At 40.4% G+C, this 24,160-nt stretch carries 24 protein-coding genes; 19 read left to right on the forward strand and 5 right to left on the reverse strand.

The features are described 5' to 3' along the window. Positions 1–526 (forward strand): carbon starvation CstA family protein (locus ACRCJ0_RS02020; RefSeq protein ID WP_431389336.1); only part of this gene is annotated, 526 nt, incomplete at its 5' end. 195 nt (positions 527–721) lie between these two features. Here ACRCJ0_RS02020 and ACRCJ0_RS02025 read toward each other — a convergent pair. Together ACRCJ0_RS02025 and ACRCJ0_RS02030 are read right to left on the reverse strand one after the other, a co-directional pair. Further along, positions 722–1,426: a VIT1/CCC1 transporter family protein gene (locus ACRCJ0_RS02025; protein WP_431387573.1), complete on the reverse strand. Its 705-nt coding sequence runs from the start codon at positions 1,424–1,426 to the stop codon at positions 722–724. Between the two features lie 168 nt (positions 1,427–1,594). Next, entirely contained in the window at positions 1,595–2,575 is a 981-nt protein-coding gene (locus ACRCJ0_RS02030; RefSeq protein ID WP_417894378.1) for a DUF1002 domain-containing protein, read from the reverse strand. 467 nt (positions 2,576–3,042) lie between these two features. On the opposite strand from ACRCJ0_RS02030, the gene ACRCJ0_RS02035 reads away from it, so the two are divergent. From ACRCJ0_RS02035 to ACRCJ0_RS02045, 3 genes are all read left to right on the forward strand, one after another. Next, on the forward strand, positions 3,043–3,537 hold the full coding sequence (locus tag ACRCJ0_RS02035) for an Lrp/AsnC family transcriptional regulator (RefSeq protein WP_417893492.1): 495 nt from the start codon (positions 3,043–3,045) through the stop codon (positions 3,535–3,537). Next, positions 3,534–4,703, forward strand: a complete 1,170-nt coding sequence (locus ACRCJ0_RS02040; RefSeq protein ID WP_431389337.1) for a pyridoxal phosphate-dependent aminotransferase — start codon at positions 3,534–3,536, stop codon at positions 4,701–4,703. Before ACRCJ0_RS02035 ends, ACRCJ0_RS02040 begins: the two co-directional genes overlap by 4 nt. Before the next feature lie 80 nt (positions 4,704–4,783). Next, positions 4,784–5,326, forward strand: a complete 543-nt coding sequence (locus tag ACRCJ0_RS02045) for a cysteine hydrolase family protein (protein ID WP_431389338.1) — start codon at positions 4,784–4,786, stop codon at positions 5,324–5,326. Between the two features lie 215 nt (positions 5,327–5,541). Here the strand turns inward: ACRCJ0_RS02045 and ACRCJ0_RS02050 are convergent, their stop codons facing one another. Both ACRCJ0_RS02050 and ACRCJ0_RS02055 read right to left on the reverse strand, forming a co-directional pair. Beyond that, complete coding sequence (locus ACRCJ0_RS02050) at positions 5,542–6,966, reverse strand: putative glycoside hydrolase (protein WP_431389339.1); 1,425 nt, start codon at positions 6,964–6,966, stop codon at positions 5,542–5,544. 26 nt (positions 6,967–6,992) lie between these two features. Beyond that, on the reverse strand, positions 6,993–7,619 hold the full coding sequence (locus ACRCJ0_RS02055; RefSeq protein ID WP_431389340.1) for a YkyA family protein: 627 nt from the start codon (positions 7,617–7,619) through the stop codon (positions 6,993–6,995). Positions 7,620–7,911: 292 nt separating this feature from the next. On the opposite strand from ACRCJ0_RS02055, the gene ACRCJ0_RS02060 reads away from it, so the two are divergent. The 3 genes from ACRCJ0_RS02060 (at position 7,912) to ACRCJ0_RS02070 (ending at position 10,752) form a co-directional block, all read left to right on the forward strand. Then, positions 7,912–8,925 (forward strand): alpha/beta hydrolase, encoded by a 1,014-nt coding sequence (locus tag ACRCJ0_RS02060; protein WP_431389341.1) that lies wholly within the window; start codon positions 7,912–7,914, stop codon positions 8,923–8,925. A 61-nt stretch (positions 8,926–8,986) separates the two neighbouring features. Next, on the forward strand, positions 8,987–9,685 hold the full coding sequence (locus ACRCJ0_RS02065) for a zinc metallopeptidase (protein WP_419971561.1): 699 nt from the start codon (positions 8,987–8,989) through the stop codon (positions 9,683–9,685). Between the two features lie 233 nt (positions 9,686–9,918). After that, positions 9,919–10,752, forward strand: coding sequence for a DUF975 family protein (locus tag ACRCJ0_RS02070; protein ID WP_417893499.1), 834 nt, complete (start codon positions 9,919–9,921; stop codon positions 10,750–10,752). Between the two features lie 213 nt (positions 10,753–10,965). On the opposite strand, the gene glnA is transcribed toward ACRCJ0_RS02070, so the two are convergent. Then, complete coding sequence (gene glnA, locus ACRCJ0_RS02075) at positions 10,966–12,306, reverse strand: type I glutamate--ammonia ligase (protein WP_431387574.1); 1,341 nt, start codon at positions 12,304–12,306, stop codon at positions 10,966–10,968. Between the two features lie 203 nt (positions 12,307–12,509). Between glnA and ACRCJ0_RS02080 the strand changes: the two genes are divergently transcribed. From ACRCJ0_RS02080 to ACRCJ0_RS02135, 12 genes are all read left to right on the forward strand, one after another. Continuing rightward, a complete protein-coding gene (locus tag ACRCJ0_RS02080; RefSeq protein WP_417893501.1) occupies positions 12,510–13,202 on the forward strand; it encodes a DUF554 domain-containing protein in 693 nt (230 codons plus the stop codon). Positions 13,203–13,269: 67 nt separating this feature from the next. Further along, positions 13,270–13,875: a cyclodeaminase/cyclohydrolase family protein gene (locus tag ACRCJ0_RS02085; RefSeq protein WP_417893502.1), complete on the forward strand. Its 606-nt coding sequence runs from the start codon at positions 13,270–13,272 to the stop codon at positions 13,873–13,875. 365 nt (positions 13,876–14,240) lie between these two features. Further along, a complete protein-coding gene (locus ACRCJ0_RS02090) occupies positions 14,241–15,776 on the forward strand; it encodes an AbgT family transporter (RefSeq protein WP_417893503.1) in 1,536 nt (511 codons plus the stop codon). A gap of 125 nt (positions 15,777–15,901) precedes the next feature. Continuing rightward, positions 15,902–16,582: an NAD(P)H-dependent oxidoreductase gene (locus tag ACRCJ0_RS02095; RefSeq protein ID WP_417893504.1), complete on the forward strand. Its 681-nt coding sequence runs from the start codon at positions 15,902–15,904 to the stop codon at positions 16,580–16,582. A gap of 13 nt (positions 16,583–16,595) precedes the next feature. Next, positions 16,596–16,808, forward strand: a complete 213-nt coding sequence (locus tag ACRCJ0_RS02100) for a hypothetical protein (protein ID WP_069286725.1) — start codon at positions 16,596–16,598, stop codon at positions 16,806–16,808. A 416-nt stretch (positions 16,809–17,224) separates the two neighbouring features. Beyond that, entirely contained in the window at positions 17,225–18,490 is a 1,266-nt protein-coding gene (gene tyrS, locus ACRCJ0_RS02105) for a tyrosine--tRNA ligase (protein ID WP_431389342.1), read from the forward strand. Between the two features lie 187 nt (positions 18,491–18,677). Beyond that, positions 18,678–19,199, forward strand: coding sequence for a C40 family peptidase (locus ACRCJ0_RS02110; RefSeq protein WP_417893506.1), 522 nt, complete (start codon positions 18,678–18,680; stop codon positions 19,197–19,199). Between the two features lie 206 nt (positions 19,200–19,405). Then, entirely contained in the window at positions 19,406–21,424 is a 2,019-nt protein-coding gene (gene metG, locus ACRCJ0_RS02115; RefSeq protein WP_431389343.1) for a methionine--tRNA ligase, read from the forward strand. Positions 21,425–21,486: 62 nt separating this feature from the next. Next, positions 21,487–22,284: a TatD family hydrolase gene (locus ACRCJ0_RS02120; protein ID WP_431389344.1), complete on the forward strand. Its 798-nt coding sequence runs from the start codon at positions 21,487–21,489 to the stop codon at positions 22,282–22,284. Beyond that, entirely contained in the window at positions 22,285–22,914 is a 630-nt protein-coding gene (gene rnmV / locus ACRCJ0_RS02125) for a ribonuclease M5 (protein ID WP_419971552.1), read from the forward strand. A gap of 9 nt (positions 22,915–22,923) precedes the next feature. Beyond that, on the forward strand, positions 22,924–23,820 hold the full coding sequence (gene rsmA, locus ACRCJ0_RS02130; protein ID WP_419971551.1) for a 16S rRNA (adenine(1518)-N(6)/adenine(1519)-N(6))-dimethyltransferase RsmA: 897 nt from the start codon (positions 22,924–22,926) through the stop codon (positions 23,818–23,820). A 118-nt stretch (positions 23,821–23,938) separates the two neighbouring features. Further along, positions 23,939–24,160 (forward strand): Veg family protein (locus ACRCJ0_RS02135; protein WP_431389314.1); only part of this gene is annotated, 222 nt, incomplete at its 3' end.

Here is a 24,160-nt window from a genome sequence, read left to right on the forward strand (position 1 = left end):
AGCCATTATTGGGGTTATTGTACTTCCATTATCATCTGGATTATCTGCATTCCGTTCATTACGTATTATCATTGCAGACTATATTCATATGAAGCAAGATACACTACCAAAAATAATGACAATCACTATTCCAATTTACGTGATTTCATTCTTCTTAACCTTTGTGGACTTTAATATCTTATGGCGTTACTTTAACTGGGCCAACCAAGTTACAGCGGTACTAGCTTTACTAGTAACAACACGCTACTTATTCCTAAAGGGTAGAAATTACTTCGTCACACTAGTGCCAGCTGTCTTTATGTTATATGCCGTTGTAGTCTACTTGTTAAGTGAGCCTATTGGCTTTAACTTAGGATTAAGTAACTTATCCTACTGGGGCGGGGCAGCCATTACACTGATCTTACTTGCAGTATATTGGCGTCAAGGTGTTAAGCAAAAAGAGGCCATTGACCCAAGTTCAAAACTAATCAATGATCAATTACAAATTCACCAATTATATCCGGAATTGGTTGAGGAAAATAGCTAATAGGTCAATCTTTAAAGTAACAGATTGACTCATAAAAATGAAACGCCATCAAATTAGAGTTTAAAAAAAGCCGAGTAATCATTATTTGATTGCTTGGCTTTTTATTTATGATCACTTACTTGGAGATTAAATTAAATTGATAAAGTGTGTTGCCCCTATTTACAGGGGCAAAGCGTAATCTCTGTTTAAAAAATACTAACTACCCAAAATAAAACCTATCATATAAGCAATTAGTGCAGCTGCACCACCTACTAATAACATTTCCATACCAGAGCGAATCCAGTTTGTTAAAGTTAACTTTGATTTGACTGCACCTAAAATAAATAGCGTAAGTCCAGTTAAAATACTTGCAACTATAAAAGTATTTTCCATAAGAAATGTTGAAAACGAAGCAAAGACATATGCAATCAAGGGAATAAACCCAAACAAAATAAAGGATAAAAAAGTAATTAAAGCATTAAACATAGGATGCGCTTCTGTTTCAGCAGTGCCAAAGATCATGTTTATACGTTCTTGTTCGATTACTTCTGGATATTTAGCTAATGTTTCTGAAATTAGTGAAGCATCCGTTTCTGTAAGTCCTTTGTTTATATAATATTCCTTGAAATCGTTTAGTTCAGATTGAAAATTATAATTGAAATTAGATTGGTGCTGTTCAATCTCTTTAGTAATAAATTCGTTTTCTGACTTAGAAGATAAGTAATCACCGACAGCCATTGAAAGACCATCCGCTAATAAGTTTGAGAAGCCTAGAATAATTACAATCTGAAAGTCTAAAGCACCGCCAGTCACGCCGGAAACTACTGCAAAAGTTGTTATTATGCCATCTAAACCACCATAGACCATACTTTTCACATAATCACTATTCATACGAAAATTGAATCTATTAGCTTTACTCATTACACTCCCTCCCTCATACAGCTATTATAGACTTTGGCGTTTAACTCAGTCTATGTAGTTTAGTGTAAGTGTAGCGATCACCTCATAAAAAAGTCTCCAAGGCTATTTCTCGCTGAGAAAAAATAGTTTTGGAGACAATATAGTTTTATTATGTATGCGTTTGATTGCCTATTCGTTATTGTTTTCCTTGTTGTCTGAGAAGCTAGTCCCGAAGATGTTATCAATAATGGATAAGATACGGTCCCAAATACCTATAGCATCTTCTTGTAATTGCTCAGTATCTGCATTTTCGATTGCAGATGAAGCAGAAGCGGCAACGTTACTTGCAGCGTCAGATAATGAGCTTGCTAAGTTAGATAATTGTGTTTTTTGCTCTTCACTTAACTCAAGGTTAGAGAAGTTTTTCATTTGATCAATAATCGCTTGGATATTGTCTTCAGAAATCACACCATTTAAGTTGTAGTTATTGACCACATTATTCACGATAACAGTAATTTCATCCACTGAAATTGAGCCACCATTTTGGTCTTTCAAGTCAGCAATTTGCGCTTTAATATCTGCAATCGCAGCGTTCATGTCGCTATCGGAGTAACCTTCAGTATCTTCGTTCTCTTGTGTAATAGAAGAAGTTACCGCTAACTCATCTTGCGCTACTTGACGGGCATCATCATCTAATGAATAACCAGCATCTTCAAAGGCTTTATAAACACCCGCTAAGGCACCTGAACCATCTACTGTAACAGCAGAAGCAACTTTAATATCTACGTCAACTGCGCCCGCAGTAATGGCCGCATTTTCATATTGGGCTTCAGTGATATCTGTAATTGTATCTGGTGTTTCGATTTCAACCGTTACGCCACCATCGTTATCTGCTGGTGTGATATAAGCTGAAGAATACACTTGGTTGTATGGGTAGCTATCTTGTAATAAGTCATTTAATTCATCAACAGCCACTTCGATTTCAGTCGCGCCATCTTCAACACCTAATAATTCTTTTGTTTCAGTATATTGGCTATCATCTAAAGTTTCCCCATATGTAAACATCGGGTCAATAGCAATCTTATCTGCTAATTTATTTGGTGCAGCTACGGCAAGTCCTAAAGCTAAAACACCACTAGTTAATAAAATTCGTTTTGTAAACTTTTCCATTGTATGTTTCCTCCTACAGACTGATTATGACCATTAAGGTCGTAGTTGTCGGTAACCCCATTATATCATGTTAAATTGGAAAGGGTTTTAGAAAACTGTTAACAAGGATATAAAAATTGTTTAAGGAGAAAAGAGTGCGAAAGAAGACGTTTCCTGTCTAGTAGTAATATGATTAGGGTGCGAGAGTCCTCTCTGGAGACTCGAACCTAACTAGGGTGAGGGCGGTCCCACTGTTTTTTAAGACTATCATAGGAATAAGCATAACCTGAAAGTTAATGATCAGAAAAAATGGGTTACTAGCCATATCACTACAAAAATAATCTATTTCATATATACTAGAAGAGGGCGTTTTTTTAAATTGGGGTGAAATCAAAAATTTTTATTAAAATTATTCAAATGAAGTGACAAAACTTCAGTTTAAAAGTATGCTTAAAGCTACAAGTCAAGTCGTTTTTGGAGGGATAAAAATGAACATCGAACAGAAAAAAGAATTGTTAGCTATCTTAGCACAGGATGCGCGATTAGCACCTAAAACAATCGCTAACATGATTGAAGTTAACGAAGAAGAAGTCGTTGCACAAATCGCTGCTTATGAAAAAGATAACGTGATTGCCGGCTACCACACCATGATCAACTGGGACGTTGCCGATGACAACTTGCTATCAGCGATGGTAGAAGTCAATGTTGATTTACACCACGGTGTATCTTATCAAGACATTGCAGAAACCATTTACCAATATGATCAAGTAGAATCTTTATACTTGATGTCAGGTACTTATGATTTCCTATTATTAACGAAGCGTTTAACGATGGTAGATATCTCTAAATTTATCTCTAAATTAGCAGCTATCGACGAAGTTAGCGCTACAACAACCCACATTGTAATGAACCGCTATAAAGAACAAGGGGTTGTCTATAAAGATATCAAAGAACATGGCGGACGTATGGTGATCTCACAATGACAAAATCTCAAAATAAAACCGTAATTGACATGGAACCTTCTGGTATCCGACGTTTTTTCGACATTGCCAATGAAATCGAAGGCGTGATTTCGCTTGGTGTAGGGGAGCCTGACTTTCCAACGCCTTGGTCAATTCGTGAAGAAGCGATTCGGTCCATTAGAAAAAGTAAAACTTATTATACTGCCAATGCAGGTTTAATTGAATTACGACGTGCAATTTCAAAATATGTAGACCGCAAATATGACTTGGATTATGATCCAGATACGGAAGTGATTGTCACTGTTGGTGGTTCTGAAGCCATTGACCTTGCTTGTCGTGGATTAATTAACCCAGGTGATGAAGTATTGTGTATGGATCCGTCTTACGTATCTTACACACCATCAATTGAGCTTGCTGGGGGGATTCCCGTACCATTGAAGCTACCAAGTGAGCACGACTTCATTTTACAGCCAGAAAATATTGAAGCATTGATCACAGACAAAACAAAAGCCATTATTTTAAACTATCCAAACAACCCAACGGGGGCAGCAGCAACTCGGGAAGAATTGGAAAAGTTGGCTGATGTAATTAAGAAATATGATTTATATGTATTAACGGACGAAATTTATTCTGAAATCTGGTATGCCAAAGATAAATATACATCAATCGCTTCATTTGAAGGGATGAAAGAACGGACAATCTACATTAACGGATTTGCTAAAGCATTCTCGATGACAGGGTGGCGAATTGGTTACCTATGTGGACCAGAAGTCTTAGTGGAACAAATGTTGAAAATCCACCAGTTCACGATTATGGCTGCACCAACTGTATCGCAATATGCGGCAGTTGTGGCTTTAGAAGATTGTGATGACGATGTAGAAGCGATGCGGAAAGACTATTTAAAACGTCGTAATTTCTTATTAGGCCGATTCCGTGATATGGGTATTCCTTGTTTCGTACCACGCGGGGCTTTCTATACCTTCCCTGACATTCGTGAATTTGATATGACCAGTGAAGAATTTGCCTTGGCGCTCCTTGATGCGAAGAAATTGGCAGTTGTGCCTGGTTCAGCATTTGGTGAGGGTGGGGAAGGATTCTTACGTATCTCATATGCTTACTCAATTAAAGAATTGACGATTGCCATGGACAAAATAGAAGAATTTGTTACCGAGCTAAGAAACAAATAAAACAAAGATAAATATTGCGTATAGAAATGCAAATTCATTTTTCAAAGAATGATGCAAATGACGATTGAGGGGCTGATTTCATGGGTAAAGAAGCATTAATCATTGTAGATATGAGTAACGATTTTGTGGCACCAGACGGTTCATTAACCGTTGGCCAACCAGGTCAAGCCATCGTTCCTTACATTAAATCTCTGTCAGAAGACTTTATCAGCCAAGGGAAAGATGTGGTCGTGGCTATGGACGCTCATCAAGTGGATGATCCCCACTTTAAATTGTGGCCAGCCCATAATGTGGTGGGTACAGAAGGACAAGCAATTTATGGTGAATTGCAAGACTGGTTCCAAGCCAACCAAGACAATGAATTGGTCACATACCTGCCTAAAGAAAATTACAATAGCTTCTTTAATACTGGTTTGGGAGATTTGTTGCTTGATAAAGACGTTGATACAGTCCATGTTGTTGGTGTAACCACAGATATTTGTGTGTTCAATACGGTTAGTGGGGCAGATGCCTATGGTTTTCAAACTAAGGTCCATGCTAATGGTGTTGCAACCTTTACAGATTTAGGAGACACTATGCTTGAACATATGACACGGTGTTTCCACACTGAAATCATCAAGTAAAAATTGTCTCGCAAAGTCTGCATAATAAATGAATAGGTCATGATTTTCCTTCTTTGAAGTATGATGTGGTGTTTTACTTTATTTTAGGAAAGCATGGCCTTTTTCTATGCATAAAAATAATGTTGGTGAAGATTCCTTAAAAACGCCCACCAACACTACTTGAAAAAAACAAAAACTCGACGTCAGCTGACGTCGAGTTTTTGCTATCATAAGTACTATTTGTAATCTACGCCTCTTGTGTAGGTGTTCGATGCATCCCAAAGTAGGTATTCGTTGGCGCCACTTTCAATAACAGCATCAATTTGTTCTTGTACTTCGGCCGCGCCGTACTCAGCATAAGTACCTTCCGCTAGGTATGATGCGGTAAAGTCTTGTAACCAAGGTCTAGATACTGGTGCATCTTCCAGCTCAGCATTTAAAGCATTCTCTTTTTCCATATAAGCTTGTACAACTTCATATGGGTATAAGTCTGGGTAGTCTAAGTCGAAGTAGCCAGGACCCCAGTGAGAAGGGTAAATCATTGATGAAATGACATCAACATTTTCTGCGATCATGTTGTAATTTTGACCGATACCAGGTGTTGCGACAACATCTGTCACGTAACCAAAGATATCTGCAGAAACATCTACACCATATGGTTCAAGTTCTTCACGGGCATAAGCTAGGAAGTCTGCGATAACCATTTGACGGGCTTCAGTTGAAGCTTTTCCATATTCAGCGTAGTCACCCATATCGTAAGTTAAGGTTTCACCGAAAGTTTCAAATCCTTCTGCGAAGCGGACATAGTCAAATTGGATATCTTTATAACCAGCGCGAGCGGCAGATTTAGCGACTTCTACAAGGTATTCCCAGTTATCTTTGTTGTATGGGTTTAAGAAGGCATCGCCACCATCGTTAGTCCATACTTCACCAGATTCTGTTAGGAAGGTACGTGATGGATCAGCGTTAGCTAGGTTGGTATCTTTAAAGGTTGTGATACGAGCGATTGGATAGATTTGTTTGTCTTGGAAGGTTTGCATAATGCCTTCGCCGTCAATATTATCTGTTTCGTTGTTGTTGACCGTATCATCTTCTGACGGTAGGTCCATAGTAATATTCCCGTAGTCGTCTTTGACATCTAGTACGACTGAATTTAGATTGGTTTCATCTAAAAGGGCCATATTTTCATCAAATAGGGCTTGGTCGGTGGCACCGGCAGCTGATAGGTAAATCCCTTTTACCCCGTCTTCAGGATAGGCAATATCGTAACCTGAATCGTATTGGAATTTTGAGGGTAAATTTTTTGGTTGGTTTAATAAAGCCGTTGCTTCTGTAGAAACATTTGGTAATTGTGTACCGTCACCTTCACCGCTTGTCGCTGCAACGCTAGCATCTTCACCACTTGCTTCAGTTGATTCACCAGATTCACTGGTAGATTCAGCATTTTGTTCAGACGAACTTTCATTACTTGCAGATTGTTCTTGGTTATTTTCATTGGCTAAGCCATACCAGTCTGTTCGAATGCCAAAGATTAAGGCTAAACCTAATACAATGGCTGTGAGTAGCCCTAAAACAAGTTTCCAATTGAATTTAGGTCCTTCGTTTTTTGGGTCTAAAGTTGTCTTAATATCCGAATTTGGGTTGGATTGATTGTCTTTCAAGGTTCTGGCCTCCGTTCTATTTCATTTTATTGTGCTTGATTTTCTGTTTGCGAAAGTTTGGCTAATGCCGTTAAGTCAGGCAACATTTCAGATAAGGCTGCTTGTGACGTTTCGAAGTTGCCGTTAATTTCCGCTAGGCCGTCAGAGAAGGTCGTTAGATTGCTGTCTTCAGCTGCTAAACTTGTGTAATAAGCATCTTCTTTCTCCAAAACAGCTTGGTAGTTTTCAATGTAGGCGCTCATTTGCGTGTTCACGCTGTCAGCTAATTGGCGAGATGCATCAAAGTTGGCGAAATCTTCCCCAGCTGTGAAGTCTGTTTCGTCAAATTCATTTAAACTTTCAACCTGACCTTGGAAATCTTCAAAAAGCGATTTTAATTCGTCAAATTCTTCTTGTCTGGTTTGTAAGTTTTCCCGTGTTGCACCCGTACCTGATTCAGCCAAGTTGGTTAGACTTTCGTCAGTTGCTAAATCTTCTTCAAAAGCATCTTGTAAGGCAATTTCCTGCGTTTGAATGGATTCTAATTGCCCCATCATAGTTTGGGCGTTTTCGGCTGACTTTGTCACAACTTGGTCTGGTGTTCTAGAGCAGGCTGCTAATACCCCAATGCTCGATCCAATGATTGCAAGGGTGGATAGTTTCTTCAATACCATTATCTATCTCCTTATTCTTTTTTACTTTGTTGATCAATGAATGCCATATGCATTTTGGCATAAAGTAACCCAATGATAACCCATAAAGTATAATATACCCTTAATGATACGAGACTTACGCGAATATCTCAAGAAATTAATATAATTTTTAGAAAATGCTAAGGGAAATGTAGGAATTCTTTTGCCAGAAATTAGGACTTTAGTCCCTATCCAATGTCTGGTGTTCAGTTATAATAGACTAAAGAGCTCGTGCAAGTTTTATGATGAAGAAAGTGGGAAGGAGCGTGCAGGAATGAGTAAGAAGGATAATAACCGACTGTGGCGATTAGGGTTAGCGGCTGCTGCAACAGGCGTCGGCTATGTTTATCATGCCATGAGTCAAGAGCGATCGGTGCGCAGCAAGGTGATACAAGATGGTATGCGGATTATGCGAGAAGCCAATCGCCTAACCCCTGCCAATACCAAGAAACAAGCAACTGAAGACCTAGCTACACGGAGTATCAACCACGAAAACTTATTTTTTATTACCCGCGACCATGCTTCAGAGATTCACCGTGGCCAAAAGGGTGTCATCGTCGAGCTGACGGATATTGATACCGAACCAGCCTTGGACACTCAAGGGGATTCTCAAGAGACAGACAAAGCCTGGATTATTTATTTCCATGGCGGAAGCGGGATTCATACCTTACAAGAGCGTGAATGGGCCTTCGCCCGAAAAATAGCTAACCGCTTTGAAGATGAGGCGAATGTATCAATTCCCTTGCTGCGGTCATTCGCTAATTATGACTTAGCTAGTGAAACAGGACGGTTGACCAACTTGATAGAAGAAATCGCTGAAAAAACAGGACGTTCTCTTCGAAATGTCTATTTCCTTGCTTCAGACACTGGCGCGATTCCAGCCTTACTGGTTGCGGATCGGATGGACCAAATAGGCAGTCCAGTGCAACGGGTGATTTTACTGTCACCTTGGCTAAATACCAGTTTTGATGATGTCAACATCAACCCAAACGATGTGCAATTTGACGCCACCAAGGTCAATGCCTTAAAAACTATCTGGCGGGAGAAAAATCCAGCTTTAAATTATGCTAAAATGCCAATTGACTCAATGCCAGCAGTCGATTTTATTAACGGAACGGATGACAGCCACGCCTGCGACGGCCGTTGGTTACACCGCCGATTACGTGCCCATAATCATACCAGTAACTATTACCAGTTTGATTACATGCACCATGAATTTTACCTGAACAAGCTACCAGAAAGTCAGGAAGTTATCGACATCATCCACCAACAAATTATGAACCCCTAACCAGCATACGCATTGGTCAGGGCGGAGTTAGCTGTTATAATATGAAAGAAGGAGTGATTCAATGTTTTTCCCCATGATGTTTGACTGGACTTATATCTTAATTATTATTGGTGCTGTAATCGCGTCAATCGCAAGTGCCAACGTAAATCGAACATTTAATAAATATAGTAAATATGCCACTGCAAAAGGGATGACCGGTACCCAAGTTGCCGAATACATCCTACAATATTCAGGCATTACCAACGTTCGAGTTGAACGTATTTCCGGTAACTTAACTGACCACTATGATCCAAGCAATAAGGTATTGCGTTTATCTGATGCCACAGCCAATTCAAAATCGATTGCTGCTATCGGCGTTGCCGCCCATGAGTGTGGCCATGCGGTTCAAGATGCCCAAGGTTATTTCATGATGACCCTACGTCAAAAAATTGTACCTGTTGTGAGTATCGGTTCAAAACTGTCTTGGCCAATCTTAATCCTAGGTGCCATCGCTGGCTTTAACGAGACCTTTATCAATATTGGGATTATTTTGTTCTCCTTAACCTTACTTTTCCAATTAGTGACTTTACCAGTCGAATTTGACGCCTCTAAACGTGCGCTACAAATTATGGAAGACGGGCATGTCTTAACTGCAACGGAATTACCATATGCCCGTAAAACCCTAAACGCTGCGGCTATGACTTACGTCGCATCAGCAATTGCAGGTGCCTTGTCACTGCTACGTGTATTGATATTGTTTGGCGGTCGTTCTCGCGACTAAGATGTAGCCATTATTACAGGCAAAAAGACAGCCTTGAGTACAACGGTATTCAAGGCTATTCTTTTGTTTGAAATAGGTCCTAAGGTGGATGGCGAAACTTGAGAATTTGATAGAATACTTATATAAGGTTAGCTGGTCTGAAAGGCAAGTATTGCTTGTCTACCAGTTTATCGATTAGGCAAGTATGATATGAACACAATCAATTGATGATTTTTATGAGGAGGTGACCGTGATTGAGAAGAAATTTAAAAGCGAAAGCTAAAGAGACATTAAGGCAAAATACAGGATGGTTTGTCTTATTTACCATTATTTATTGGGCAATCGTATGGATAATTGGGACTGCACCAACTGCAGTATCCTTCGTCCTTTTCCCCATCAGCATCCTGATTATTATCGTCGAGATCGTTTTTATTGCCGGAGCTGAAATGGCTTATCTACGGTCATTAATGGTGAAGAATAACCAACGATCGATACGAATCCACCGTGACATCATTGGGCCAATTATGCGTGATTCAATCAAATTTGCTTGGGCAGGATTTCTACGAGGCTTTTACCTACTCATGTGGTCATTGTTATTATTTATCCCAGCGGTTTATAAGAGTATAGGCTACGCCATGACCGATTATTTAATCATCGACTTTCCAATCCTAACAGCCTCTGAGGCCATCACAGAATCTCGCCGGATGATGCGCGGACGGAAATGGCGATTTATCTGGCTAAACCTACGCTTCATCGGATGGTACCTATTGATTCCATTCACGCTAGGATTAGCCTACTTCTATGTCAAACCCTACCATAGCCTAGCCTTAATCAACTTCTATGAAGAAGCATTAGATGAAACTGGCTACCCGGAAAAAGTATCTCGGCTTAGTCAAGCTAGGAAACACCGGGCCAAAGAAGTCCTTATAGAAGAAGACGAGTACACGCCGAGTTCAAACCACCATGCCAAAAAACAAGGCAACACTTACCGCGGATTTACAAGAAAAGAAAAACCGTCCACATACAAAACCAACTACAGCTTTGTGGATGACAAGTATAAAGACGATAAAAACTGGGACGACTTTTAAAAAGAGGGTGCGAGCTTTGGGAAACTAGTTTGAAGTGGATACCTGTTTGCCGAAGCGAACCCGACTAGGGTGCGACACAAACTGTTAAGAAATGAATAAACCAAATTTAACGCTTGATCTGGATTTCTTTTTAGGTCATGCGTTTTTTTCTATTCGTATACAATAAAAAAAACACGACCTAGCTTTCGCTAAGTCGTGTTCATTTTCCCTAAATTAGTATTGTTCTAAGTATGTATTCAATTCCCAGTCAGTTACTTGGTGTAAGTATTCTTGGCATTCAATACGTTTGCTTGAGATGAAGTTTGCAGTGATGTGTGCACCTAAAGCATCTTGTACAACGCTGTCGATTTCTAATTCGTCTAAAGCGCGAGATAGCGAGCTAGGTAATTTATCAATGCCACCGTTAACTAATTCATCAGCAGTCATTTTGTATACGTTACGAGAAATTGGTGCAGGTGCAACCATTTCGTCTTCGATACCTTTAAGCCCCGCACCTAAGATAGCTGCTAAAGCTAAATATGGGTTAGCTGCTGGGTCTACTGAACGTAATTCAACACGAGTTGATTTCCCGCGAGCTGATGGGATACGGATTAGCGGTGAACGGTTACGTGCAGACCAAGCAATATTTACAGGTGCTTCATAACCAGAAACTAAGCGTTTGTATGAGTTAACAATCGGGTTAGCAACTGCGGTGATCGCTTTAGCATGTTCTAGGACACCAGCGATAAATTGCATAGCTGTTTCAGATAATTGAGTTTCAGAATCTGTATCAAAGAAGACATTGTCGCTTCCTTTGAATAATGACATGTTACAGTGCATACCAGAACCATTGATACCGTAAATAGGTTTTGGCATGAAAGTAGCATGCAGGTTGTATTTACGCGCAACAGTTTTAACGATTAATTTAAATAATTGAATCTTATCGCAAGCATCTACAACATCAGTGTATTTAAAGTCGATTTCGTGTTGGCCAATCGCAACCTCATGGTGAGAAGCTTCTATTTCAAAACCAAGATCTTCAAGTACCAATACAATTTCACGACGACAGTTTTCACCTAAATCAACAGGAGCCACGTCGAAGTAACCACCAACATCATTTACTCGAGTCGTTGGGTTGCCGTCTTCTGCAAGTTTGAACAAGAAGAATTCTGGCTCAGGTCCTAAGTTGAAAGCAGAAAAACCTAAATCATCTAATTTTTCTACCATACGTTTTAAGTTACCACGAGGATCACCTGCAAATGGTTCACCATCAGTTGTATAAATATCACAAATTAAGATGGCAACTTTTCTGTCATCAGAACCCCAAGGGAAAACAGTCCAAGTATTCAAGTCTGGGTGTAGCTTCATATCAGCTTCTTCGATACGGACAAATCCATCAATAGAAGAACCATCGAAAGCCATTTCGTTATCTAAAGCCTTGTCTAGCTGTGAAACAGGGATTTCAACATTTTTCAAAATTCCATTAACATCTGAAAATGCTAAACGAATAAAATGTACATTTTTCTCTTTTACGTCTTCAAAAATTGCTTCTCTAGTCCATGTTCGCATAAAAATTACTCCTTTTTTGTCGTCCTAAATTTAACTACTTTTGTATTATGAATGTATTTTTAATAGAATGCAAGGGCAAATTGACGTTTTGTGTCATAAAACATCACATGGGAACCGGGTTTAACAAAATGTTAACAAGTTCCACATAAAAATCTCATTATTTGTTATAATCAAATTCAAAAGAATACGAAGATAAGAGGAGCTAGGACATGGTCATATTTGGGGCAATTGTGAACGCGATTAGTGTAATATTTGGGGCAGGTGTGGGGACAACATTTGGTCATCTCTTAAAAAACAACACGCGAAAAGGTATCATGACAGCCGTCGCCTTGGTCGTTATATTTATTGGTATCCAGGGTGCGCTTGAAACAGACAATCTAATCGTCATGGTGCTATCCTTAGTGATTGGGACTTTAATCGGTGAAACAGTTGACTTCGACGGGAAATTCAACCATTTCGCCTTAAAACTCCAAGAAAGAGTAGCTGGCGAAGGCGAATCTACCTTTCAAGAAGCCTTTGTATCGGCCACCTTATTCGTTGTAGTCGGCGCAATGGCTATCATTGGGTCCCTGCAGTCCGGTTTATTCCTAGACCACACCACCATGTACGCCAAATCTATCTTAGACTTTGTGTTCGTCTTTGTCTTGTCGTCAACACTTGGAATTGGGTCAGCCTTTGCCGCTATCCCATTATTTATTTATGAAGCAGCCTTATCGCTACTATCCGCATCCATCGCGCCCTTATTAGGAGTCGTCGTAACCACAGAAATCGGTGCAGTAGGGTCCCTCATTATTATGGGCCTAGGCTTCAATCTACTACAAATCACTGACATCAAGGTCATGAACATCGCACCTTCTATGTTCGTACCAATCGTTTTAATTCCACTATTCAACTTGTTTTAACACTATTCTATAATAGAAGAAATTATTCAAACATCACTCAAAAGATGATTAAAAGGGAGAAAATATCATGGAAATGTATACTTACATCGAAGCATTAGCCTCAAGCCAATCAGCACCTGGGGGCGGGTCAGCAGCAGCATACGCCGGCACAATGGGCGCCGCCTTAGGTAACATGGTCCTAAATATTACTATTGAAAAGCAAAAAGGGGCGGACCTTGATTTGCTGGCGGGTCTAGTCAATCAAATGACTAGTCACCAAGAAGCACTGTTCGCTTTGGTGCAAGGGGACGAAGACGCATCAAACCAACTATTCGGTGCATTCAAATTACCAAAAGCTACTGACCAAGAAAAAGCTGATCGAGTACAAGCGATTCAAGCAGGCTTAAAAATTGCCACAGAAGTGCCATTGGAAATTATGGACCATGCCACACAAGCCTTAGAAATTATGACCCAAGTCGCTAGCCTAGGAAGGAAGTCTGTGATGGCCGATGTCACCGTTGGGACAGCCATGCTGAAAACGGCTATCCAAGCAGCCAACGAAAATGTTGAAGAAAACGTCTTATTATTAAAAGACGAAAAACTACAAGCAACATTAGGTGCCAAAGGAAAAGACTTGATTCAAAGAAGCGAAGCCGCTATTCAAACAATCACAGAAACGGTAGCTAACCGTTAAAAGTTCTATAATTTACAAACACCTCTTTCACAGGAAATACAAATCCAATAACGGAAAGAGGTGAACAATATGAACAAAAACAAGTACAAATTATGAGGATTCATACATCAATACGGTAGGGTTGAATCAGGTGCAAGGGACTTATACTAAAAACGGAATGTAGCTGTCAATAAATATAACAAATCGATCCATATAAAGATGATATGGGTCTTTTTGATTTGGAAAGATGGAGATTATCTTCCAAGAGGAGGGTGAAAATTATGCAAAATTTAACAAATACTTGCAGAATTTTAATGGAATCTTTATAATCTAAAACAATAGTGAAAAGCTAGGCAAGAATTAAAATAAGAAAAGAGATGAGATAAGTGGAAGAAAAACAACAAGAATCACGGTTGCTCCGTATTCTTAACGGAATTGAACGTGTAGGGAACAAAATGCCTTCACCAATTATGATTTTCATTTACCTGAGTATTCTAGTCATTCTAGCGTCATGGGTAATGAGTATGTTCGGGGTATCGGTTGTCAATCCGATAGATAATTCAGAGGTTGCAGTAAATAACTTGCTAACTGGCGAATACTTTGCCCGCATGATATCAGAAGCAGGGGCCAACTTTGCTGGATTCCCAGCCTTGTCAGCCGTATTAGTTATTATGCTTGGTGTTGGCATGGCTGAGAAATCAGGTTACTTTGAAGCCGTTTTAACTAATGTAGTGGAAAAAGCGCCCAAACAATATATCTTACTGATCATCATTTTTGCAGGGGTAATTGCCAACATCGCTGGGGACGCTGGTCCAATCGTATTGCCACCGTTAGCAGCCTTAACCTTCTTGAAAATGGGTTTAAACCCAATGGCCGGTGCAGTGCTAGGTTATGTATCATCACTTGCAGCCTTTGCGGCCAACGTGATGTTGGGGATGTCTGATGCCTTAGTATTCCCATTTACAGAATCAGCAGCACAGACTATTATGCCAGATATTGAACTCAACGTTGCGATGAACTACTATTTCATCTTCGCTTCAACATTTGTATTAGTACCAGTTATTTACTTCGTACTGACTAAAATTTCATTACCACAAATGGGTGAGTACCAACCTGAATTTGCCAGCGAGCAATTACCAGCAGTTCACAAAGGTGGCTCATTATCAGACCAAGAAATTAAAGCAGTTAAATATGCAAACTGGTCATTACTAGCGACAATCGCTATTGTTGCAGTTTTAGCCTTGATGCCAAATTCATTTTTAGCAAATGCTGAAACAGGTTCGTTAATTTCTGGTTCACCATTTATGGACGGGATCACAGTCTTGATGACAATTATGTTCTTCGTACCAGGTTTCGTGTACGGTAAGATGACAGGCCAAGTCAAAGACTCACACGACTTATCTCGGATGTTATCTTCATCAATGGCTGATATGGGAAGCTTCATCGTGATCATCTTCTTCTCAAGTCAAATGATGGCGTACTTCTCATGGTCTAACATGGGGACAGTTATTGCGATTTCAGGCGCAAGCTTACTAGAAAGCGCCAATGGTATCGCCTTAATCATCGGATTCATTTTATTATCAATGTTCGTTGACTTCTTTATTGGTTCAGCTTCGGCAAAATGGGCAATCCTGGCACCAATCTTTGTCCCAATGTTCATGCTATTAGGTTATCACCCAGCATTCACCCAAATGCTTTACCGTATTGGTGATGGGATTATTAACCCATTAACACCAATGCAAGCTTACATTCCGGTAGTTCTAGCAGTATTATACAAATACGACAAGCGTTCTGGTTTAGGGACTTTAATGTCTAACGTATTACCTTACTCAGTAGCCATCGGTATTGCATGGATTATTATGGCAGTCATCTGGTATCTAATTGGTATTCCAGTTGGACCAAATTCACCAGCTTTATTATAAAAATCATTCAATATAAATTTTGCAAGCAGTCTACTTGGTTAGGCTGCTTTTCTTATGTAAAATAGTCTTATGATAAAATGACTAGAAATGCATGAAAAAATATAAATGAGAAAGTAGGCGAATCAATGGCAAGCGTGATCTTTGGTGGTCATCCAGAAATGGAGACTTCAGCGTCCCACCAATTCTTGTATGAAGCAAGACCAAATACCATTCCTTTTATCCAAATTGAACGACCCTTCACTGATTCAAACGTGACAGCGTATCAAGAAGCTATCCTAGCATCAGACAGATGGTTGCTTCAGTTTCCATTATTTTGGTATCAAGCGCCCGGTTTAGTATCGGACTTTATTCTAGAAGTCTTTAACAAGGGATTTTTAGATACCTATAGTACAAATTTAAAAGGTAAAGAATTTGGTGTAATCATTTCAGTGGGTGTGCCTTTAAGACAGTATCAAGCAGGTGGCCGGGAACAAGTAACCATTTCAGAGTTACTTCGACCATACCAATCCTTTGCACGCGCGATTGGCTTGGAATACCTGCCGCCATTTGTCCTTGCCCAACATTCCTACCAACCAGAACATATCCAGCAAGACAACTTAGTCCGCTTTAGACAATACCTAGAACTACCAACCCAGGCAAAATTTGCGGACCGAAACGCTTGGTTGATCGCCCAATTAAAAGATATTGCAGGTAATTTTGACCAACCATTGCAAGATCAACTAAATCTGGTTGCTGAAGAATGGGCAGATGAAATGGACAATCTAGGCGACATTGAAGCGCAACTACCTAAAACAAGTTGGCGTTAAGGGGGCACATCATATGACCGCATTAAACAAGGAGACTAGAACCGGAATGGAAAATGACTTGAAATGGACCGAGGCAATCATTGATCAAGCCATCGAAACAGCAACAGACTATGCAACAATCGCCATATTAAAAAAAGTGAAAGCTGAAATCGCTGAAACCGACAAACGCTTATTCCAAGCCCAAGGCAAATTAGACGGCCTAGCATGGAACCACGAAGAATGGTAGCTGGATAGAAGAGAAAGCATATCAGTGTCAATCGATAGTAGAAAAAGACATCAAAACTGCTTGACTTATCCAATGACTTTGATAGAATTCAGTGAGAAGCGAAAGTTTCACACGCAAATAATCTTGTGCAAGGAATGCACTATGGCACCAAGTCAAGTGGTGGAGTAGCAATGAATCTGGTAATTAGCGAACTAGTGGTGGGTGAAAACTAGTCAAGGATTGATAGTGAATTACACATAGCAAAATAAATTCCGCCGGCTAGTGCCCGATAACGCACAAAGAGAGGTTGTAAACTAAATGTTTATAACAATTTGGGTGGTAACACGGTAATTGATCGTCCCTGTCTAGGTTTTTCCAATTGGAAGCTTAGGGCAGGGGCTTTTTTATTTTTATAAAAGGAAAAAGGAGCGAAAAATATGAACATTATTGAAGAATTAGAATGGCGCGGCGCCATCAACCAACAAACAGACGAAGACGGCCTAAAAGCCTACATCAAAGACAACAGAATCAGCCTATACTGCGGTGTTGACCCAACTGGTGACTCACTACATATCGGTCACTTAATCCCATTTATGGTGCTTAAACGATTCCAATTAGCAGGACACCGTCCAGTTATCTTAATTGGGGGAGCGACAGGTTCAATCGGGGACCCTTCAGGTAAATCGGAAGAACGCAACCTACAATCTATGGAACAAGTAGAAGACAACGCCCGCAAATTAGCTGGTCAAATGGAAAACTTATTCCTAAAAGAAAAAGATGCCGACTTCCGTATGGTCAACAACTACGATTGGACTAAAAACCTGACTTTACTTGATTTCTTACGTAATATTGGGAAACGTTTCAACGTGAATACCATGATCAAAAAAGACATCGTTGCTTCACGTTTAGAAACGGGGATTTCATTTACAGAATTCTCATACCAAATCCTTCAATCAATGGACTTCTTACACCTATTTGAAAACGAAGACGTTCGTCTACAAATCGGTGGGGCCGACCAATGGGGGAACATCACATCGGGTCTAGAATTAATCCGTAAAGAAGCTGGTGCCGACGCAGAAGCCTTCGGATTAACTATTCCATTAATGTTGAAATCGGACGGCACTAAGTTCGGTAAAACAGCCGGTGGTGCGATTTGGCTAGACCCAGAAAAAACGTCACCATACGAATTCTACCAATTCTGGTTAAACCAAAACGATGCAGACGTCGTGAAATACTTGAAATACTTTACCTTCTTAAGCAAAGAAGAAATCGACGCCCTAGAAGAAAAAGTAGCTACTCAACCAGAAAAACGTGAAGCACAACGTCGTCTAGCAGAAGAAATGACTACTTTTGTTCACGGACAAGCAGGCTTACAAGATGCCCAAACCATCACAGAAGCCTTATTCTCAGGCAATATCGCAGACCTATCAGCCAAACAAATTGAACAAGGTTTCGGTAATATGCCAGGATCAACAATGCCTAAAGAAGGCAACAATTTAGCCGTTTGGTTAGTAGACGCAGGCATCGAAGGATCACGTCGTCAATCACGTGAAGACATCAACAACGGCGCCATCTACATCAACGGACAACGCCTACAAGACGTCGACTACGAAATCTCAGCAGCAGACGCCATCGAAGGCAAATACATCGTCGTTCGTCGCGGTAAGAAAAAATACTTCTTAGTTACCATCGAAGGCGCGTAAGGATTGATATAGAAACGATGCAAGACTTGAACCCTGGTTCAGGTCTTTTTTTGACAGCATTTTGCCCCCAATCCGTATACGTGAGAACACCAAAAAAACGCTTGGTAAAACTTGTGTAAAGCCTATAGGAACAAGGATTTCAACCTGATATGATAGCCCTGTTATAACCATAAAAGGAGTGATCAATATGTTTAGAAAAAGAAGTCTCTTGTACTTGCTGGCCGCCTTATATACAGTGGCTGCACTCGCCTTCCCCGTACAAGCCATTGATGCCAAGGGGAAGGGGACAATAGCGCTACTACCAGCTAGCGATCAAAATGCACACCTACCATTTAGGACCGCAACCACTAAACGGCAAGCCATCCTGACCACAGCCAATGATTTGATTGGCATTCCTTATATTTGGGGTGGCAATGATTTATCTGGTTTTGATTGCTCCGGTTTTATTGAATATATTTTCAAGGCAAACGGCTTATATATGCCACGTACAACCAATCAACAGCAATATTTTGGCCAGCCTGTAGACTTAAACCATGTTCAACCTGGCGACCTATATTTTTTTGAAGAAGACGACCAGGTTTACCACGTCGCCTTAGCCCTTGAGGATGGCTATTATTTACACGCGCCAAGTCCGGGAAAGACTGTTTCATATGGTCATGTTGACCGTTTTGCCCCACAGTTCGCTAACCGGGTGTTGAATGACCTGTAAGCAATTAGTCTAGTAAGTAGATAATTAGGTAAACTAGTGCATCAGCTTAGGGCAGATTTGTCATTTTTCAAATTGAATCATTAGCACATTATCAATTATTCGTGACACGGGTGATCGTAAATGTCGTCGAACCCCATTAAAATACTGGTAAATTATGATATACTATTACGGAAAGATAATAGACAAATATTAGGGGGCACTCATTCGTGGCTGAAAATAAAGAAACATTTTATATTACAACACCGATCTATTACCCAAGCGGTAAATTACATATCGGAAATACATATACAACAGTAGCATCTGACACACTTGCGCGTTACAAACGTGCAAACGGTTTTGATGTAATGTTCTTAACTGGTGCTGACGAGCACGGACAAAAAATCCAACAAAAAGCTGAAGAACAAGGTATTTCACCGCAAGAATACGTTGATGGAATGGCGGCTGGCATGCAAGAACTTTGGAAGACAATGAAGATTTCAAACGATATTTTCATGCGTACTTCAAGCCAACAACATATTGAAGCCATTCAATACATCTTCGAACGCCTATTAGAACAAGGCGATATATACCTAGGTGAATATGAAGGTTGGTACTCAGTTTCTGATGAAGAGTTCTTCACTGAAACCCAATTAGAAGAAGTTTACAAAGATGAAAATGGTAAAGTTATCGGCGGTAAAGCGCCATCTGGTCACGACGTAGAATTAGTGAAAGAAGAATCTTACTTCTTCAAGATGAGTAAATACGCTGATCGTTTACTACAATACTACGAAGAGAACCCGACATTCATCCAACCTGAAACCCGTAAAAATGAAATGATCAACAACTTCATTAAACCAGGTTTAGAAGACTTGGCGGTTTCACGTACATCATTCAACTGGGGTGTGCCAGTTAAATCTAACCCTAAACACGTAGTCTACGTTTGGATTGACGCTTTGGCGAACTATATTACAGCCTTAGGCTACCCAAATGCGGATGCTGAAAACTTTGACAAATACTGGCCAGCAAATATCCATTTTGTAGGTAAAGAAATCGTTCGTTTCCATACGATTTATTGGCCAATTATGTTGATGGCATTAGACTTGCCACTACCAAAACAAATCTTTGGCCACGGTTGGTTATTGATGCAAGATGGTAAAATGTCTAAATCTAAAGGGAACGTTGTTTACCCAGAAATGCTAGTTGAACGTTATGGTTTAGATGCCTTACGTTACTACTTAATGCGCGAAGTGAAATTTGGTCATGACGGGATCTTTACCCCTGACAACTTCATCAACCGTATTAACTATGACTTAGCGAATGACTTAGGAAACTTATTGAATCGTACTGTTTCAATGGTTAACAAGTACTTGGGTGGTCAAGTGGGTGCTTACCCAGGTCAAATTACTGACTTTGATGCACCATTAGAAGATTTAATCACATCTGAAGTGGCAGCTTACCGCCAATCAATGGATGACCTACAATTCAGTGTAGCCTTAGACCACGTTTGGGAAATCATCTCTCGTACCAACAAATATATTGATGAAACAGCGCCTTGGATCTTGGCTAAAGATGAAGCAGAAGCAGGTAAATTGCAGTCAGTGATGTACCACTTGGTAGACTCATTACGTGTGATTGCCATCCTAATCCAACCAGTCATGGTTGAAACACCAGCTAACATCTTTGAACAATTAGGTTTAGATTTTGACGCTGACGCAGGTTTTGAAAATGCCAAAGTTGGTTTATACCCAGAAACTGCGAAAGTAGTTGAAAAAGGGCAACCAATCTTCCCACGTCTAGACCACGATGAAGAAGTAGCTTATATCCAAGCACAAATGGCGGCCAATAAACCAGCTGGTGACGATGAAGAAGACGAAAGCTTCAACCCTGAAGAAACGGAATTGGTATCTGTTAAAGATAGCCAAATCAAATATGATGTATTCGATAAAGTTGAAATCAAGGTTGCTGAAGTGATTGATGCTGACTTCGTTGAAGGGGCAGATAAATTATTGAAATTCAGATTGGATGCAGGAGACAAGGGCCACCGTCAAATCCTATCTGGTATTCGTGAATTTTATCCAGATCCAAGTGTTTTAATCGGGAAAAAAGTTTGCATCATCGCCAACTTGAAACCACGTAAGATGAAGGGTGAAGTTTCTCAAGGAATGATCCTTTCCGCAGAACACGAGGGTAAACTACAAGTAGTATTTGCACCTGAAGATGCTGCAAATGGTAGTGAAATAGCTTAAAGATAACGCGAAGAAGGGGCTGGTTGTCACAGTCCCTTTTTCTAAGTTAAGAAAGGAAAACTATGTTATTTGATACGCACACACATTTAAATGTAGATGATTTTAATGACGACCGCGATGAGACCATTACTCGGGCTAGACATGCTGGGGTAAGGGGATTTGCCCTAGTAGGTTTTAACTACAATACCATTAACCGGGCCCAAGAAATGGTCAAGGAAAATGGGGACATGGTTGGCGTTTACGGCTGGCATCCAACCGAAGCAGTGGATTACAATGCTGATGCTGAAAAATACCTATTATCTACTTTAGAAGATGACCGGGTAGTGGCGCTTGGGGAAACAGGCTTGGACTATTACTGGGATAGCAGTCCCCGTGATGTACAAGAAAAAGTTTTCCGCCGTCAACTAGCGATTGCCCGCGAATTACAGTTGCCTATTGTCATCCATAACCGGGACGCGACGGCTGATTGTTACCGCATTTTAAAAGAAGAAAAAGTGGGTGACTTCGGTGGCATTATGCATTCCTTTGGTGAAACACCTGAATGGGCCGAGAAATTCCTAGATTTAGGCATGCATGTCTCTTTTTCCGGGGTATCGACCTTCAAAAAAACGGTGGAAGTGCGGGAAGCTGCGAAATTGGTGCCAGATGATAAGATTTTGATTGAGACGGATTCGCCGTATTTAGCACCGGTACCAAAACGAGGCAAACGTAATGAATCAGCCTTTGTAGCCTATGTGGCAGAGGCCTTGGCAACAACACGTGAAAGTTCAATTGCAGACTTTGAAGCGCAAACCTTCCAAAATGCTTTGGATTTGTTCGCACTGGATTTTGATGGCCAACAATTGGTCAAAAGAAAGTAGATGCGTGATATGACAGCCGAAGACAGACAGGGAGAGATGGCGAAAGCTGAAAATCCATCTGCAAAACAAAAGAAACAGATTAAACAGGTGATTGTAGTTGAGGGCAAGTCAGATACCCAACGGTTGAACCGGCTCTACCAAGTCACAACTATTGAAACTAACGGGTCAGCGGTTGATGAACGTACCTTGCTTGAAATCAAGAAAGCTCATGAACTCCATGGGGTGATTGTCTTTACAGATCCAGATATCTCAGGGACTAAGATTCGTCAAGCGGTTGTGGATGCTGTACCTGGTGTTCAACATGCCTTTATTGAACGAGAAGAAGCGAAACCAAGTCACAAGGGGAGTTTAGGGGTTGAGCATGCCTCTGATTCAGCGATTGAAAAAGCGTTGGTCAATGTTTACCAGTTGGCTGATCCATCAGGAAACGCGGTTGAACCTATCGCACAAAAAGACTTGATTGCCTTGAGGTTGATTGGGACGCCGGATGCCAAAGACAGAAGAGAATACTTATCAAGCCAGCTACACTTGGGTTATGTCAACGGCAAACAGCTTGCGAAACGGTTAGCCCTTTTCCAGATATCATTAGACCAAGTGGCAACAGTGCTTGAAAATTACCAAAAGAAATAGGTGAAAATTATGAATCAACCATTTAAATATATTGCAACGCCGTCAAGAACGGGTGCCATCCTAAAAAAATTCAATTTAGATGCGAAAAAGTCTTTGGGGCAAAACTTCCTGACTGAACCGCAAATCCTACAACATATGGTGGATGTGGCAGGGGTGGACAAGGATACTAACGCCATTGAAATCGGACCGGGGATTGGGGCTTTAACGGAGTTTTTAGCCATCAATGCCAAGGAAGTATTGGCTTTTGAAATTGACCAACGCTTGTTGCCAGTTTTAGCAGATACCCTAAGTGACTACGACAATGTAACAGTCAAGCATCAAGATATCTTGGAAGCGGACTTGAATGCGACAATGGCGGCTTTCCCACCTGCTGAGCGGACGGTTGTAGTGGCTAACTTGCCATATTATATTACAACGCCAATCATCTTCAACTTGCTTGAAGCCAGCTTCCACTTCGACCAATTCATCTTGATGATGCAAAAAGAGGTAGCAGAACGATTGACAGCAGCCCCAGGAACAAAGGCTTATGGGTCATTATCAGTAGCTATTCAATACTACTGTGACGCGGAAATCGCCTTTACCGTACCGCGGACTGTTTTTAACCCACAACCTAACGTGGATTCGGCTATCTTGGCCTTAAACAAGCTGGATAAACCAAGAATTACTGTTGAAAATGAAGCATTTTTCTTCCATTTAGTACGGTCAAGCTTCAAACAACGCCGTAAGACCATTTGGAATAACTTACGGGCTGCCTTTGGAAAAGAAGAAGCCGTCGTTGAGAAAATGGTAAAAGCCCTTGAAGTTGCAGGTATTGACCAAAAACAACGTGCGGAAACGTTAACGATTGCAGATTTTGGACACTTGGCAGATGCCCTGTACAAAGAAGATTTGACCTTCCAAGATTAAGAATATTTGGCTAAAATTCTCACCTATTTTACCATTATAATTGTTGACAATAAAAGACAAAAATGGTATTTATATATCTTGCATTTTATGGTATACTGTACGGTAGAGAGGTGAGGGCATGCCAAATAATATTGCAACTATTAAAGCGGAACTTGAAGGAAAAATCGGTGAACGCGTCCATCTTACACAACAGATTGGTCGTAAACGCGTGATGAAACGCCAAGGGGTGCTAAGTGATACTTTCCCTGCTGTTTTCGTGGTTGAACTAGACCAAGAAGAAAATAAATTTGAACGCATCTGCTATAGCTATTCCGATGTGTTAACTGAATCAGTCGAAATC

Source organism: Aerococcus sp. L_32 (genome assembly GCF_050689315.1).

What these genes read in the sequence shown, in the direction of transcription:
- ACRCJ0_RS02065 (WP_419971561.1), top strand. Translation starts at nt 8,987, where the DNA reads ATGTTTTTCCCCATGATGTTTGACTGGACTTATATCTTAATTATTATT.
- ACRCJ0_RS02025 (WP_431387573.1), bottom strand. Translation starts at nt 1,426, where the DNA reads ATGAGTAAAGCTAATAGATTCAATTTTCGTATGAATAGTGATTATGTG.
- ACRCJ0_RS02040 (WP_431389337.1), top strand. Translation starts at nt 3,534, where the DNA reads ATGACAAAATCTCAAAATAAAACCGTAATTGACATGGAACCTTCTGGT.
- ACRCJ0_RS02100 (WP_069286725.1), top strand. Translation starts at nt 16,596, where the DNA reads ATGACCGCATTAAACAAGGAGACTAGAACCGGAATGGAAAATGACTTG.
- ACRCJ0_RS02120 (WP_431389344.1), top strand. Translation starts at nt 21,487, where the DNA reads ATGTTATTTGATACGCACACACATTTAAATGTAGATGATTTTAATGAC.
- ACRCJ0_RS02055 (WP_431389340.1), bottom strand. Translation starts at nt 7,619, where the DNA reads ATGGTATTGAAGAAACTATCCACCCTTGCAATCATTGGATCGAGCATT.
- ACRCJ0_RS02030 (WP_417894378.1), bottom strand. Translation starts at nt 2,575, where the DNA reads ATGGAAAAGTTTACAAAACGAATTTTATTAACTAGTGGTGTTTTAGCT.
- tyrS (WP_431389342.1), top strand. Translation starts at nt 17,225, where the DNA reads ATGAACATTATTGAAGAATTAGAATGGCGCGGCGCCATCAACCAACAA.
- rsmA (WP_419971551.1), top strand. Translation starts at nt 22,924, where the DNA reads ATGAATCAACCATTTAAATATATTGCAACGCCGTCAAGAACGGGTGCC.
- ACRCJ0_RS02095 (WP_417893504.1), top strand. Translation starts at nt 15,902, where the DNA reads ATGGCAAGCGTGATCTTTGGTGGTCATCCAGAAATGGAGACTTCAGCG.
- ACRCJ0_RS02045 (WP_431389338.1), top strand. Translation starts at nt 4,784, where the DNA reads ATGGGTAAAGAAGCATTAATCATTGTAGATATGAGTAACGATTTTGTG.
- ACRCJ0_RS02080 (WP_417893501.1), top strand. Translation starts at nt 12,510, where the DNA reads ATGGTCATATTTGGGGCAATTGTGAACGCGATTAGTGTAATATTTGGG.
- ACRCJ0_RS02060 (WP_431389341.1), top strand. Translation starts at nt 7,912, where the DNA reads ATGAGTAAGAAGGATAATAACCGACTGTGGCGATTAGGGTTAGCGGCT.
- ACRCJ0_RS02085 (WP_417893502.1), top strand. Translation starts at nt 13,270, where the DNA reads ATGGAAATGTATACTTACATCGAAGCATTAGCCTCAAGCCAATCAGCA.
- ACRCJ0_RS02035 (WP_417893492.1), top strand. Translation starts at nt 3,043, where the DNA reads ATGAACATCGAACAGAAAAAAGAATTGTTAGCTATCTTAGCACAGGAT.
- rnmV (WP_419971552.1), top strand. Translation starts at nt 22,285, where the DNA reads ATGCGTGATATGACAGCCGAAGACAGACAGGGAGAGATGGCGAAAGCT.
- ACRCJ0_RS02110 (WP_417893506.1), top strand. Translation starts at nt 18,678, where the DNA reads ATGTTTAGAAAAAGAAGTCTCTTGTACTTGCTGGCCGCCTTATATACA.